Source organism: Spirillospora sp. NPDC049024 (genome assembly GCF_040649235.1).
Classification (GTDB): Bacteria; Actinomycetota; Actinomycetes; order Streptosporangiales; family Streptosporangiaceae; genus Spirillospora.
This window is the reverse complement of the sequence record NZ_JBEZFD010000019.1, coordinates 91,399-105,567: the sequence shown is the minus strand read 5'-3', so window position 1 is coordinate 105,567 and position 14,169 is coordinate 91,399. Positions and strand designations below refer to the sequence as shown.

The window sequence follows — 14,169 nt, the reverse complement described above, 5'->3', positions numbered from 1 at the left end:
TCACGACGATTGTGGGGTGCCCGGCACACCGGGGCCGCTCGTCCGCTGGTCGAACCCACCCATGATCGACAGGGCTTCGATTGCCACCCATCCTCCCGGAACCGGGCCGTTCGTGGTTCTCCTTCCCGCCGCCTCAGAACGCGAACCAGCTGACCCGGGCGGGACGTTCCACACGCTCCCACAACGGAACTCGCTCATGATCTCGGGTCTGCTCCGTCTGCGGAAGGCCGCCCTCTTGCGTGAAGACAGCATGATCTTCCATTAACAGGCTCGCCGACGAGACAGGATCGAGACCATGACCAAGGACCTTCAAGGCTGGCGCAAGTCTCACCACAGCGACCCTGACGGACACTGCGTCGAAGTGGGTCGAGCACCTGACGGCATGGTCGGCGTCCGGGACACCAAGCTTCGCGGCAACGGGCCCACCCTGAGTTTCACGACGGAGGAATGGCGTACCTTCCTTCGCAGGATCCAGATGGACGGCCACTGACCCGTCTACATCACCGCTTTGAGACGTCAGGACGGCACCGCCTTCCTCGAACGGGTAGTCGACCAGTCAGGGTTGAGGACATGACCAAGAACTTTCACGGTTGGCGCAAGTCGCGCCACAGCGAACCGAACGGCGGATGCGTCGAAGCCGGTCGTGCCGCAGATGGCACGGTCGGTGTCCGGGACACCAAGCACAAGGGGGCTGGGCCGATCCTGGAGTTCACCTCGGACGAATGGCGCGCTTTCCTGCGCACGATCAGCGCAGGGGCCTGACCCCAACGGAGATCGTTGGCCTTGAGGCGAGCCTGCCATGCGGTTTTACCTCCGGCGGCCTGCCCGTCGCCCTCCAGGTCGTCGGCGCCCGGCACGCCGACGCCCTGGTGATGGCCGCGTGCGCCGCCTACGAGCGGGCTCGGCCGTGGGGGCGGTTCACTCGAAGGTGATGACCGCGCGGCCGCGGTTGGTTCCCTCGTTCATCGCGGTGAGGACGTTCGGGGCCTCGTCCAGCGTTACCGGGGTGACTTCGGGGACGATGCCGTGCGCGACCGCGAACGCGAGGGTGTCGCGCAGGTCGTGCGGGGAGCCGGACGGCACGCCCATCACCCGAAGTCGGCCGGAGACGAGGGCCATCGGCGGCACGCTCACGTTCTCGGCGCCCATGCCGAGGTAGAGCAGGGTCCCGTCCGGGCGCAGGCCGCCGAACGCGGCGAGCCCCGTCGCGGTGTCGGGCGCGGTGTTCACCACCAGGTCGGCGCCGCCCCACGCCCGCAGGGCCTCGGCGGGGTCCTGCTCGGCGGTCGCGACGAACAGCTCGGCGCCGAGGTCCAGCGCCTCCTTCTCGGCGCGGCGCGACCGCGACACGACGGCGACGCGGGCGCCCATCGCCGCGGCGAACCGCTGGGCCATCGTCCCGACGCCGCCGGTGCCGAGCACGGCCACCTTCGACCCGGCGACGGCCCCGGCCCGCCGGAGCCCGTTGAACGCGGTGATGCCGGCGCACATCAGCGGCGCGCCCGCGACCGGGTCGAGGCCGTCCGGCAGCGGGGTGACGAACCCGGCGCGGCCGAGGAAGTACTCGGCGTACCCGCCGTCGCGGTTGACGCCGGTGACCTGCTTCGGCGCACCCGTGCAGAGGATCTGGTCGCCGCGCGCGCACTGGTCGCAGTGGCCGCACGACCCGTACACCCAGGCGGCCCCCACGGGCGTGCCGACCGCGGGCCAGTCGACGCCCTCGCCGAGCGCCGCGACGACGCCGCTGATCTCGTGGCCGGGGACGACGGGGAACGTTCCGAACGGGTAGTGGTCCCGCAGGTGGTTGACCTCGGAGAAGCACATCCCGCAGGCGGTGACCTTCACCAGGATCTCGCCGGGGCCGGGCTCGGGCGCCTCGCGCTCGATGATCTCCAGCGGCTTGCCCGGGGCGGTCAGAACGGCGCTGCGCATGGCCGCGCCTCCTCTCCTGTCGTGGCGGGCCGGACGGCCCTTCATAGCATCGGTATAACGCACACTATAGTCGCGCTATACGGGCCAGCATAGCGTTGCTCCGGAAGTTCTGTAACATCGTTGTTGTGACCGCTCAGAAGGACCCCGACACCCGCGACCGCATCCTGCGCGCGGCCGCGCGGCTGCTCATGGAGGCGGACGGCGAGCCGGTGTCGACCCGGGCCGTGTGCACCGCCGCCGGGGTCGGGGCCCCCACGCTGTACCACCACTTCGGCGACAAGCGCGGCCTGTTCGACGCCGTCGCCGCCCGCGGGTTCGAGGAGTACCTGGCGAGCAAGCGGGCGCAGGGCGGCACCGGCGACCCGGTCGAGGACCTGCGCCGCGGCTGGGACCTGCACATCGAGTACGCCGTCACCCATCCGGCGTTCTACACGCTGATGTACGGGACGTCCCGCACCCCGGCCGCCGCCGGGGAGGCGTACGGCATCCTGCTGGGGCTGGTCGAGGCCGTCGCCCGCGCGGGGCGGCTCCGCGTCCCGGTCGCCACCGCAGCCCGCATGATCCACGCCGCCGGGATCGGGGTCGCCCTCACGCTGATCGCGAGCCCGTCCGACGACGCCGCCGACCGGGACGCCTCGGTCCGCACCCGCGAGGCCGTCCTCGCCGCCGTGACCGAGGACGGCGGCGCCGAGGACGGGGCAGGCCAGGCCGACTCGCCGCTCACGTCCCGCGCCGTGGCGCTGAAGGCGGCCCTCCGGACGGCCCCGCAGACGGGACTGACCGCCTCAGAGGCGGCCCTGCTGGGGGAGTGGCTCGACCGCCTCTCCGGCTAGGACCCGTCTCGAAGTGGCCTCGGCCACGCGCGCGAACGCGTGACCTGCCCTAGTCCGGTGGCGGTCACTCCTGGGGTTTGGCCTTGCGGCGGCTGCGGCGCTTCACGGCGACTCCGCCCCAGAACGCCAGGCCCTTCACCACGACCGTGGGGGAGCCCGGCGCGCCGGGGCCGCTCGCCCGCTGGTCGAACCCGCCCATGATCCCGAGCCCGTTGACGTGCACGGTGATGTCGTCCGGCACGATGATCTCGAACCCGCCCATGATCGCCAGGGCTCGGATCACCACCCGGCCCTCCTCGAACCGGGCCTCCCGCAGGTCGATCTTCCCGCCGCCCCAGAACGCGAACGCGCTGAACCGGCGCGGGAAGTTCCACACGCCCGCGCGGCGGAACCCGCTCATGATCCCGATGCCGCTCCGCCAGGACGGCGCGCCCGGCACCGGCCGCCAGTCCGCCCCGGTCGCCGGGGGAGCCGCATGGTCCGGCGACGGCAGGTCGCGGGTGATCGGCTCCAGCTCCGCGTAGGTCTTGGCCGCGTACACCGCGTCCAGCCGCTCGTCCAGCTCGGCCAGCGTCAGCCGCCCGTCGCCGGCCGCGTCCCGCAGCACCTGCGCGACCCGCTCGCGGTCGGCGTCACCGGCCCGCATCTCCGGCGTACCGGGCGTTCCGGGATGCTCCGGGAGGTTCGTCATGACCGCACTCTAGACCAGGACCGGGCGTCGCGCCGGAGGCCCGATCCGCCGCGGAGTCAGGGCTTGGCGGGCTCCAGGCGGACGACCACGGACTTGGACGTGGGGGTGTTGCTGATCTCGGCCGTGCTGTCGAGCGGGACGAGGACGTTCGTCTCCGGGAAGTAGGCCGCCGCGCAGCCCGGCGCGGTCGGGTAGGAGACGGCGCGGAACGCGGGGGCGCGGCGCTCGGCGCCGTCCGGCCACTCGGAGACGAGGTCGACGGTCGCGCCGTCCGCGACGCCGAGGCGGGCCAGGTCGGCGGGGTTGACGAGCACGACGCGGCGGCCCGCCTTGATGCCGCGGTAGCGGTCGTCGAGGCCGTAGATCGTGGTGTTGTACTGGTCGTGGCTGCGGAGGGTCTGGAGCAGCAGCCGCCCCTCCGGGACCCGCAGGACCTCCAGCTCGTTCACCGTGAGGTTGGCCTTGCCGGTCGCCGTGGGGAACCTGCGCTCGTCGCGGGGCGCGTGGGGGAGCGTGAAGCCGCCGGGCTCGCGGAGGCGGGCGTTGAAGTCCTCGAACCCGGGGACGACCCGGGAGACGTGGTCGCGGATCACGTCGTAGTCGCGCTCCATCGCCTCCCAGCCGGTGCCCGAGCCGGGGAGCGCGGCCCTGGCGAGCCGGCAGACGATCGAGACCTCCGACAGCAGGTGCCCGGACGCCGGGGCCAGACGGCCGCGGGAGGCGTGCACCATGCCCATCGAGTCCTCGACCGAGACGAGCTGCGGCCCCGTCTCCTGCACGTCGCGCTCGGTGCGGCCGAGCGTCGGGAGGATCAGCGCCACCTCGCCGGTGACCGCGTGGGACCGGTTGAGCTTGGTGGACACCTGCGCGGTCAGTCGGCAGCCGCGCAGGGCCGCCTCCGTCACGGCGGAGTCAGGGGTGGCGCGGACGAAGTTGCCGCCCATGCCGAGGAACACCTTCGCCCGGCCGTCCCGCATGGCGCGGATCGCCTCCACGGTGTCCAGGCCGTGCTCGCGGGGCGGCTCGAAGCCGAACTCGGCGGCGAGGGCGTCCAGGAAGGCGGGCTTAGGCCGCTCCCAGATGCCCATCGTCCGGTCGCCCTGCACGTTGGAGTGGCCGCGCACCGGGCAGACGCCCGCGCCGGGCCGGCCGATGTTGCCGCGCAGCAGCAGGAAGTTGACGATCTCGCGGATCGTCGGCACCGAGTTGCGGTGCTGGGTGAGGCCCATCGCCCAGCAGACGATGATCCGCTCGGCGCCGAGGACGTCGCGCAGCGTCGCGTCGATCTCCGCGCGGGTGAGGCCGGTCGCCTCCAGCACGTCGTCCCAGTCCAGGCCGAGGACGTGCTCGCGGAACGCCGCGAAGCCGTGCGCGTGGGCGTCGAGGAACTCGCGGTCGAGGGCGCCCGGGGCGTCCGACTCCAGCAGCAGCCGGTTGAGCGCCTGGAACAGCGCGAGGTCGCCGTTCAGCCGGATCTGCAGGAACCGGTCGGCGAGGACCGTGCCCCGCCCGGTCAGCCCGGCGGGGCGCTGCGGGTTCTTGAACCGCATCAGCCCCGCCTCGGGCAGCGGGTTCACGGCGACGACGCGGGCGCCCTCCTTCTTGGCCCGTTCCAGCGCCGACAGCATCCGCGGGTGGTTGGTTCCCGGGTTCTGGCCGACGACGAAGATCAGGTCGGCCCGGTAGAGGTCCTCCAGCAGCACCGACCCCTTGCCGATGCCGATCGTCTCGTTCAGCGCGGACCCGGACGACTCGTGGCACATGTTGCTGCAGTCGGGCAGGTTGTTCGTGCCGAACTCCCGCGCGAACAGCTGGTAGGCGAACGCGGCCTCGTTGCTCGTCCGGCCGGAGGTGTAGAAGACGGCCTCGTCCGGCGACTCCAGGGCGTTCAGCTCGGACGCGAGCAGGCCGAACGCCTCGTCCCACGAGAGCGGCTCGTAGTGCTCGGACCCGGCGCGCTTCACCATCGGCTCGGTCAGCCGCCCCTGCTGCCCGAGCCAGTGGTCGGAGCGCCCGGCCAGGTCGGCGACGCTGTGCTCGGCGAAGAACTCCCGGGTGACGCGCCGGACCGTCGCCTCCTCAGCGACGGCCTTCGCGCCGTTCTCGCAGAACTCGGCGGCGTGCCGGTGGTCGCCCTCCGGCCAGGCGCAGCCGGGGCAGTCGAACCCCTGCTTCTGGTTGACGCGCAGCAGCGTCAGCGCGGTGCGCCGCACGCCCATCTGCGCGTGCGAGTGGCGCAGCGCGGCCGTCACCCCGGGCACGCCCGCCGCCCAGGTCTTCGGCTCCGAGACCTCGACACCGCCGTCGTCGAAGTCATCGGCGGGGGCTTTGCGCGTCATGGGGGTCCTCCTGGTCGGCCGACATCCCACTTTCGCACGGCAGCGCGTCCCGGGCACGTTACTGGGGCGGGCCTTCCGTCAGGTGGACGGTCCCCGTCATGCGCTCGCCCTGCTGCGTCGTCCACTCGATCCGGACGGCGTCGCCCGGGTGGTGGGCCAGCATCAGGGTCGTGAGGGTGGACGGGGTGTCGACGGCGGCGTCGCCGAAGGCGACGATCACGGCGCCGACCGGGACGCCGGCGGCCGCGGCGGGGGAGCCGGGCACGAGGTCGGCGACCAGCGCGCCCGGGGAGCGGCCGTTGGGGCGGACCTTGACGCCGAGCATCGCGGTCCGGCCGATGTGCACGGTCGAGGACGCCTCGCCGCGCTGGATCTGCCGGGCGATCTCCAGCGCCCGGTCGGACGGGATGGCGTAGCCGCGGTGGTCCTTGCGCTGCTCGGCGCCCCCCGCCGCGATCCCGGCGGACGCCGCGGTGTTGATGCCGATGACCTTGCCCGAGGTGTCGAGCAGCGGCCCGCCGGAGTCGCCCGGCCTGATCGGGGTGCTCGTCTCGATCAGGCCGGTGAGCCGCTCGGAGGTGCCGTTGCTGTCGTCGCGCGCGGTGACCGACTGCTCCAGCGCGGTGACCCGGCCGGTGACGACCGCGGGCGTGCCGCCCTTGCCGCCCGCGTTGCCGACGGCGGTGACGATGTCGCCGATCTCGACGCCGCGCGCGGAGGCGAACGCGGCGGGCTTCAACCGGGCCGCGCCGGACAGCCGGATCACCGCGATGTCGCCCGTCCGGTCGTAGCCGACGACCTGCGCGGTGTAGGTGCGGCGGTCGTCGACGTCGGTGCCCCTGATCGCGGTGGCGCCCTGGATGACGTGGTTGTTGGTCAGCACGAAGCCCGACGGGGTGAGCACGATGCCCGTCCCGGCGGCCCGGGTGCCGTTCAGGGTCTGCTCGGTCTCGATGTTGACGACGCCGGGCCGGCGCCCGCTGGGCTTGGCGTGCTTGCTCTTGGCCGCCGTGGGGGCCGGCGGGACGTCCTGCGGGCTCCCGCTCTCCACGACCCGGCAGCCCGGGGCGAGCAGGGCGGGGAGCAGGGCCAGCAGCAACGGGACCGCGGCGCGGGCGCGGCCGCGCCCGGAATCCTCGCTCACCTCGAAGCCTCCTCCCGCAGGTTCCTCCCATGATTCCCGATTCCGGGGGAATAGTCCGTGCGGAAGGAGGCATCTGGCCCGGCGGGCTCAGCGGGTGAAGTACCGGCGGGGGTTCTCCACGAGCATCTGGTCGATCTGGGCGTCGGAGACGCCGCCGGCGCGCAGCGCGGGCAGGACGTCCTCGCTGATGTGCCGGTAGTTCCAGTTCGGCTGCATCGCCGGGACCGTCGCCGGGTCGGGGCCGAACCAGTCGATGAAGCAGGACGCGTCGTGGCTGAGGACCATCCGGTCGGCGTAGCCCCGCTCGCACAGGGCCGCGATCGTGGCGACCCGGTCCGCGGTCGGGTTGATGATGTCGAGGCCGAAGCGGTCCATGCCGAGGATCGCGCCGGTGTCGGCCAGTTCCATCAGGTAGTCGAGGTCGTTGCTGTCGCCCGCGTGCCCCACGACGACCTTGGCGAGGTCCACGCCCTCCTCGCCGAGGATGCCGAGGACCGGCCGGCCCGCGTGGATCGAGCTCTCGGTGTGCACGGTGACGGGCGCGCCCGTCTCGCGGTGCGTCGCGGCGACGGCCCGCAGCACCCGCTCGACGCCGGGGGTGAGGCCGGGGGCGTCCACGGCGCACTTGAGGAACGCGGCCTTGACCCCCGTCCCGGCGATGCCCTCGGTCAGGTCGCGGGTGAAGTCGGCGATCATGGGGTCCGGGCCCTCGTCCACCAGCGTGCCGGGGCCCCGGTGGTGGAACTGGAACGGCAGGTCGTTGTAGGTGTAGATGCCCGTCGCCACGATGATGTTGAGCTCCGGCACCGCCTCGTTGATCCGCTGGATCCGCGGGATGTAGCGGCCGAGCCCCCACACCGTCGGGTCGGCGATGGTGGTGACGCCGAGCCCGGCGAGCTCGCGCAGCTTGCCGACCGCGTCCGCGACCTTCTCCTCCTCGTCCCACCAGTCGCCCGCGCCGTAGTTCTGGACGTGCTCGGCGCCGAGCACGAAGACGTGCTCGTGCATCAGCGTGCGCCCGAGACCGGTGGCGTCGACGGGGCCGCGGACGGTTTCAACTGCGGGCATCGGTTCTCCCCCTTGCGGTGCGTGAAGAGGCTGCGGTGCGTGTGAGGCCGTGCGTGTGAGGCGAGGTGCGGCGCGGGACGAGGCTGCGGGTGCATACTGGCCCTGCGCATACCGACCGGTCGGTTTCTGGCAAGCTATGGCGCGGGACACATCGGAGTCAATGCCCGCGCGCGGAGGAGGTGCCCAGGTGACCGAGCCCGGATCGCCCTCCGGCCCGGTGCCGGAGTCCACGGCGCCCGTCCGGCAGAGCGCGGTCGAGCGGCGGATCCTGGACGCGGCGCTCCGGCTTTTCGCCGAGCGCGGCTTCGACGGGACGTCCGTGCAGAACATCGTGGAGGCCGCCCAGGTCACCAAGGGCGCGCTCTACCACTACTTCGACTCCAAGGACGATCTGCTCTACGAGATCTACCACTCGCTGATCGCCCGCCAGCTCGCCGACCTCGGCGCGGTCCTGGCGCGGGGCCTGCCGCCGCGCGAGGCCGTCCACGCGGTGCTGACCGGGCTGATCCGCAGCACCGCGGAGCACATCGACGAGGCGAAGGTGTTCGCCCGCGAGATGCACCGGCTGGACCACGCCCGGATGCGCTCGGTGCGCGCCGACCGCCGCCGCTACCACGTGACGTTCCGGGGCCTCATCGAGCAGGGCCAGCGGGACGGCGTGTTCGGCACCGGCACGCCCGCCGAGACGATCACGATCGTGGCGCTCGGCATGGTCAACCAGATGCCGTCCTGGTACCGCTCGAACGGCCCCAAGCCCGCGTCCCGGCTCGCCGACGAGGTCGCCGGGTTCATCCTCGGCGCCCTGGACCGGCCCGCGGGCTGACGGCGCCGGTCGGCGGGTCAGGCCCGGTTCAGGGCTGCGCGGCGGCCCTCGGCGCGCGGGAGGCGACAGCGGCGGCGGCCGGGGCGAGGACCGCGAGCGCGGCGATGGTCACGGCCATCGGGACGGCGGTGCCCGGTCCGGCGACCCCGGCCACCGGAGCGGCGGCGCCGCCCAGCGCGAACTGGGTCACCCCGAGCAGCGCCGACGCGGTCCCGGCGACCCGCGGCGGGCGGCCCGCAAGCGCCAGCGCGGTGGCGTTCGGCAGGATCAGCCCCTGCCCGGCCGCGACCAGGAACAGCCCCTGCAGCATCCCGGCCAGGCCCCATCCGGCGAGGACCGCCGCCGCCAGGACCGCTCCGCCGGCGGCGACGACGGCGAGCCCGGCGGCCAGCAGCCGCGTCAGCGCGACCCGTCCGGCGAGCAGCGCGCCCGCCTGCCCCGCGGCCACGATCCCGAGGGAGTTGGCGCCGAAGGCGATGCTGAACCCCTGGGGTGACATGCCGTAGATGTCCTGGAGCACGAACGGCGATCCCGAGATGTAGGTGAACAACGCCCCGAACGACAGGCCGATCGTCAGCGCGTACCCCGCGAACGCCCGGTCCCGGGCGAGCGCCCTGCCGGCGGCGGCCGCCGCGCGCAGCCCGCCCGTCTCGCGCCGGCCGGGCGGCAGCGTCTCCGCCAGCCCGAGCAGCGAGCCGAGGAACAGCGCGACGCCGATCGCGGCGAGGACCGCGAACACGCCCGGCCACGGCACGATACGCAGCAGCTGCCCGCCGAGGACGGGCGCGAGGATCGGCGCCAGCCCGTTCACCAGCATCAGCACCGAGAAGAACCGGGCCGCGGCGACCCCGTCGTACAGGTCCCGGACGACCGCCCGCGCGATCACGATCCCGGCCGCCCCGGCGGCGCCCTGCACCAGCCGCAGCGCGATGAGGGTCTCCACGGTCGGCGCCGCCGCGCACAGCAGTGACGCGGCGGCGTAGAGGGCGAGCCCGGCCAGCAGCGGGCGGCGGCGGCCGAGCGCGTCGCTGAGCGGCCCGGCGACCGCCTGCCCGAGGGCGAGGCCGACGACGCAGGCGGTGAGCGTGAGCTGCGTCTGGACCGCGCCCGTCGCCAGGTCCGCCGACATGCGGGGCAGCGCCGGCAGGTACATGTCGATCGACAGCGGCGCCAGCGCGGTCAGCGCGCCCAGCACGAGGACCAGCACCGGCCTCCGGCCGCCCGCGCGGGGCGGGGAGAGGTCGGAGCCGGAGGAGGCGGCGGCCTCGGTCATGGGGGTCTCCAGCGGAGCACTTTCGGACGGGGAAGCCTTCCGAAAAATCAATCAGATGACGGTCCGTTATCTTCCGCGTCAGGAAGTGCAGTGCGTCACACCTCCCGTAGAGGGCGGGGGAGCGTCAGAACGGGAGGCGCTCGGCGGCGGCGAGGGCGGCGCCCGCGATGGTGGCGACGGTCAGGACCGACAGCCCGGCCAGCACGGCCCAGCGGCCGACCTGGTACCCGGCGGGGACGCGGCCGGAGCCGCGGCCGCGCACCGGCCACGGGGCGCGCAGCGGCGCCGTCCCCGGGAGCTCCGCCGGGACGTCGGTGAGCGCGCGGTCGCCGTTGGCGCCCCCGGCGGCGGGCAGCCCGGTCACCCAGCCGAGCAGGTCCGCGACGTCGGCCGGCTCGGTGCCGAGCCCGGAGGCGAAGTACCGCACCTGGGCGGCGACCTGGTCGAGGGTGCGGACGGTGTTGCCGAGCCCGACGCGGTCGAGCCAGGCGCGCAGGTCGGCGTCGGGGTCCAGGCCGCGGCCGATCTCCGTGCGCGCCAGCAGGTCGGTCTTGGTGACGACGACGGCGACGCGCTTCTGCCGCCCCTGGTCGGGACGGGAGCGCAGCTCGTTCAGCACCCGCTGCAGGGTGTCGGCCGGGTCCTCCTCCGACGACGCGGCCGCCTCGTCGACGAACTCCCGCTCGTCCCCGGTCAGCGACCGGCGGAGCTGGGGCAGCGCGAACGGGTCCACGACGAACAGCAGCGCCTCGCTGTGGTCCAGGTACCGCAGCGACTCGACCTCCGTCGCGCCCGTGTAGTGCTCGCCGGCGGGGTCGAACAGGTAGAGGATGCGCCGCGCGCGGCCGGGCAGCTCCACGTCCACCATGGTGGCCAGGGGCAGCTCGGGGCCGGTCTTGGCGAGGCGGCCGCCGCGCTGGAACTCGCGGATCGCGCCTGCGTACGCCTGCGCGTGCCGCTGCTCGACGAACGACAGCCGCCCGTGGACGGCGCGGGCCCGCGCGTGCAGGGCCCGGATGCCGAGGACCATGAACGTGGTCTTGCCGGCGGCCGGGCCGCCCACGAACGGCAGTGGCTCCACGCGGACGCGGCCGATGCGCTCGGGCAGCCGCCCGCCGCAGTGCGGGCAGTACGCGGCCAGGCGGAAGCGCCCGAGCGGGACGGTCGTGGGCAGCCGCGCCCCGCAGCGGCACACGTGCCGGAACGCGCCGCCCGCCCCCGGCGAGAGGCGCCGGTGCCGCGCGCCGCAGTTCGGGCACGCGTACTCCGGCAGCCCGATCCGCTCGTAGCAGAAGGGGTGCGGGCAGGTCTGCAGGATGCGGGCGTACCCCATGAAGACGCGCTCGACCGCCGCCAGGACCAGCACGCACGCCAGCCACGCCGCCAGCCCGACCGCCGCGACCAGCCCGTACAGGACGGTCAGCGCGAGGACGAACACCGACGCGGGGACGGCGGCGGCGACGATGCCCGCGCACAGCGCCAGCCAGACCGGGAAGACGAAGAACCCCCACGGGCCGCCGAGCAGCGTCCGCGTCAGGGCCGGCACGACGCTCCGGGCCGTCCGGTACACCTGCGGGACGACCGTGCGGCTGATCGTCCACCAGTCGCGCCACACCTGGCCGAGCAGGTAGTGCCGGTAGGCGGTCTCCGGCGGGGCGACCGGCGAGGGCCCCTCCAGCGTGGACGGCGCGAGCGTGCGGCACGCGTGCACGTAGTACACGCCGAGCGCGGCGGCCCCGGCGACGACCAGCGTCGCGGCGAACAGCACGGGGAACACGTACATGAACCCGAGCCACATGGCGCCGAGCCACACGGCGATCATCAGCAGCACGATGACGGGGTTCACGGCGCGTCCTCCGCGAGGAGGTCCCGCAGCTCGGCCCGCAGCTCCGGGCGGCGCGCCAGATGGGAGTCGAGCTGCTTGGCCGCGAGCCACCGTCGGGCCGCGGCCCGGGCCCACGCCTCCAGCGACGGTTCGGCCCCGCCGCGCTTGCGCAGCCGCAGCACCACCTCGACCAGCTCGTTGCGCCGCTCGACCTCCCGGCCGCGCAGCGGGGCCCGGCCGGCGCGGACGCGGTCGGGCAGCTCGCCCGTCCACCGCGCGGCGAGCCGCGCCCGGACGGGCGCGGGCACCGCCGCCAGCAGTTCGGCCCGGAACGCGGGCGGGCGCGGCGACAGCCGCCGCGCCGCGTCGGCGAACGCCTCCCGGGCGAGGCGTTCGGTGGCGCCGCCGGCGTCGGCGAGGCTCTCCAGCGCCCGTGCGGCCCGCGCCGCGCCCGCCGTGATGGCCATCCCGTACGCCTGGACGAGTGCGGCGTCGCGCGCGGCGCGCCCGTCCGGCAGGAGTGTGCGGACCCGTTCGGCGAGCCGCAGCGCCGCCGGGTCCGTGAGGCCGTCGCCGCCGGTGCCCGCGAGGCGCGCGAAGGTCCGGGACGGCAGCTCGGCCAGCGCCGCGGGCGGCGGCTCCGGCCCGCAGGCGTCCAGCAGGTCGAGGCATTCGGCCGCGGACGGGGGCGCCGCCCAGACCTCCCGGACCGCCGCGTCGACGGCGCCCGGTTCGCCGCCGTCCAGCCGCAGCAGCTCGGCCGTCACCGCGATCCGGCGGCCGGGGCGCCTCCGCCCGACCGAAGCCAGCACGGGGACCGCGACGCCGGGCGCCGCGCGCAGCCGCCCGGCGTGCTCGTAGAGCAGGTCGCAGTTCTCGGGCGTGAGGACGGCGGAGCGGTCTCCGGAATCGGCGAGCCCGGTGACGATCCCGTCCAGCAGCTCGTCCCGCAGCGCCGCCGGGCAGCTCGTGAGCGCGTCCTTCAGCCCGGCCGGGCCCTGCCGGACGCAGCGTGCCGCCGACGCCGCCACCTCGCCGGGGCCGACCCGGACCCCGGCCCGTTCCGCCACCTCGGCCGCCTCCACGACGTCCGCCAGCCGGGACGCCCCGGCGAGCCTCTCGGAGACCAGTTCGCCGACGCGGAGCTCGCACCGGGCGGCGAGGTCGGCGGCTCCCGACTCCCGTGCCCGCGCGTGCACGGTGAGCGTGAGGTCCAGGCCCATGGACGGGACGCCCGGGACGAGATCGCGCCACACCCAGCCTGGGACGGCGGTCCCGCGCCGCGCCAGCAGTTCGGCCGCCGCGCCCTCCTCGTCCGCCGTGACGGTCGCGTCGCCCCGGCACAGCGCCAGCAGCGCGGCGGCCCCCTCCCGCGCGGGGTCGTCCGGCGGGGCCAGCTCGGCCAGGGCGTCCAGGCCGCCGAAGTCGCGGTCGCGCCAGCAGCCCGCGACGGTCCTGGCGAAGCGGCTGGCCCGGCCGTCCGGAGCGCCGCGGCGCAGCTCGAACGCGGACGCGTGCGAGGCGTGGTTCTGGGCGGTGGCCCAGACGGCGGGCGTCGTGCCGACCAGGCGCTGCGCGGCGCCGTCCGGGTCGGCGGTGTAGGTGGTGAACGACAGCCGGGCCGCCGCCGCGACCGGCAGCGAGTACGACACGACCGCGATCCAGCGGGCGATCGCCTCCACGTCGTCGGCGACGAGGACGACGCGCCCGTGGCCCCGTCCGAGCACGCCTGCGACGGCGTCCAGCAGATGGGCGAGCAGCGCGTACGGGTCGCCCGGCCCGGCGGCGGCGAGCCACCCAGCGAGGGCCTCCGGATCGAGCGCGGACCCCGGAGTCAGCTCCTCCAGCGGGTCGAGGACGCCCCCCGGCGCGGGCAGCGGCGCCCAGTGCGCGGCGTGCCACAGCTCGGCGGGGCGCAGCCCCTCCAGCTCCTCGGGCTCGGCGACCACCGCGTGCGCGAAGAAGTTGCCGTAGCGGCCCGAGTAGTCGCGGCCGAGGTAGCGGCAGCGCAGCAGCAGCGGGCGGCCGTCGACCTCGTCGTACAGCAGCGAGACGGGGAACAGGTCCAGTTCGGCGTCGCCCGGGGACGGCGGCGCGTCCGGCGGCGGGCGGTACGACAGGTACGGCGCCACCGCGGCCCGCGTCCCGTCGGGCAGGCCGGGCGTCTCGGCGACGAACTGGAACCCGGCGCGGCCGGTGGGCCCCCGCCGGGCCGACGTGTAGTGCAGCTGCCAGGCCACC

Annotated in this window: 12 protein-coding genes; 4 read left to right on the top strand and 8 right to left on the bottom strand. The window is 74.7% G+C overall.

Annotation, left to right across the window (positions count from 1 at the left end; genetic code table 11):
• The first annotated feature begins 295 nt into the window (after positions 1 to 295).
• Complete coding sequence (locus tag AB0C21_RS30580; protein ID WP_500208856.1) at positions 296 to 490, top strand: DUF397 domain-containing protein; 195 nt, start codon at positions 296 to 298, stop codon at positions 488 to 490.
• A gap of 80 nt (positions 491 to 570) precedes the next feature.
• On the top strand, positions 571 to 762 hold the full coding sequence (locus AB0C21_RS30575; RefSeq protein ID WP_500208854.1) for a DUF397 domain-containing protein: 192 nt from the start codon (positions 571 to 573) through the stop codon (positions 760 to 762).
• Positions 763 to 918: 156 nt separating this feature from the next.
• Here the strand turns inward: AB0C21_RS30575 and AB0C21_RS30570 are convergent, their stop codons facing one another.
• The gene (locus AB0C21_RS30570; protein ID WP_500208852.1) at positions 919 to 1,932 is read right to left on the bottom strand and encodes an alcohol dehydrogenase catalytic domain-containing protein; all 1,014 of its coding nucleotides are present in this window, start codon (positions 1,930 to 1,932) and stop codon (positions 919 to 921) included.
• Positions 1,933 to 2,057: 125 nt separating this feature from the next.
• Here AB0C21_RS30570 and AB0C21_RS30565 point away from each other — a divergent pair, with 125 nt between their 5' ends.
• On the top strand, positions 2,058 to 2,765 hold the full coding sequence (locus tag AB0C21_RS30565) for a TetR/AcrR family transcriptional regulator (protein WP_500208851.1): 708 nt from the start codon (positions 2,058 to 2,060) through the stop codon (positions 2,763 to 2,765).
• A gap of 64 nt (positions 2,766 to 2,829) precedes the next feature.
• On the opposite strand, the gene AB0C21_RS30560 is transcribed toward AB0C21_RS30565, so the two are convergent.
• The 4 genes from AB0C21_RS30560 to AB0C21_RS30545 form a co-directional block, all read right to left on the bottom strand.
• Complete coding sequence (locus AB0C21_RS30560) at positions 2,830 to 3,456, bottom strand: DUF1707 SHOCT-like domain-containing protein (RefSeq protein WP_500208850.1); 627 nt, start codon at positions 3,454 to 3,456, stop codon at positions 2,830 to 2,832.
• A 56-nt stretch (positions 3,457 to 3,512) separates the two neighbouring features.
• A complete protein-coding gene (locus AB0C21_RS30555; RefSeq protein ID WP_500208848.1) occupies positions 3,513 to 5,795 on the bottom strand; it encodes an FdhF/YdeP family oxidoreductase in 2,283 nt (760 codons plus the stop codon).
• Between the two features lie 58 nt (positions 5,796 to 5,853).
• Positions 5,854 to 6,939, bottom strand: a complete 1,086-nt coding sequence (locus AB0C21_RS30550; protein ID WP_500208847.1) for a S1C family serine protease — start codon at positions 6,937 to 6,939, stop codon at positions 5,854 to 5,856.
• Between the two features lie 87 nt (positions 6,940 to 7,026).
• Complete coding sequence (locus AB0C21_RS30545; protein ID WP_149263638.1) at positions 7,027 to 8,007, bottom strand: phosphotriesterase family protein; 981 nt, start codon at positions 8,005 to 8,007, stop codon at positions 7,027 to 7,029.
• A gap of 187 nt (positions 8,008 to 8,194) precedes the next feature.
• On the opposite strand from AB0C21_RS30545, the gene AB0C21_RS30540 reads away from it, so the two are divergent.
• Positions 8,195 to 8,830: a TetR/AcrR family transcriptional regulator gene (locus AB0C21_RS30540; RefSeq protein ID WP_500208846.1), complete on the top strand. Its 636-nt coding sequence runs from the start codon at positions 8,195 to 8,197 to the stop codon at positions 8,828 to 8,830.
• Between the two features lie 28 nt (positions 8,831 to 8,858).
• Here AB0C21_RS30540 and AB0C21_RS30535 read toward each other — a convergent pair whose 3' ends face one another.
• The 3 genes from AB0C21_RS30535 to AB0C21_RS30525 all read right to left on the bottom strand — a co-directional run bounded on the left by AB0C21_RS30535 (position 8,859) and on the right by AB0C21_RS30525 (position 14,168).
• Positions 8,859 to 10,103: a Bcr/CflA family efflux MFS transporter gene (locus AB0C21_RS30535; RefSeq protein WP_500208844.1), complete on the bottom strand. Its 1,245-nt coding sequence runs from the start codon at positions 10,101 to 10,103 to the stop codon at positions 8,859 to 8,861.
• Positions 10,104 to 10,227: 124 nt separating this feature from the next.
• Positions 10,228 to 11,949 carry a TRAFAC clade GTPase domain-containing protein gene (locus tag AB0C21_RS30530; RefSeq protein ID WP_500208843.1) on the bottom strand — a complete coding sequence of 574 codons (1,722 nt, stop codon included), beginning with the start codon at positions 11,947 to 11,949 and terminating at the stop codon, positions 10,228 to 10,230.
• Positions 11,946 to 14,168, bottom strand: coding sequence for a GAP1-N2 domain-containing protein (locus tag AB0C21_RS30525; protein WP_500208841.1), 2,223 nt, complete (start codon positions 14,166 to 14,168; stop codon positions 11,946 to 11,948). The genes AB0C21_RS30530 and AB0C21_RS30525 overlap by 4 nt, the downstream gene beginning before the upstream one ends.
• Position 14,169: the final 1 nt, after the last annotated feature.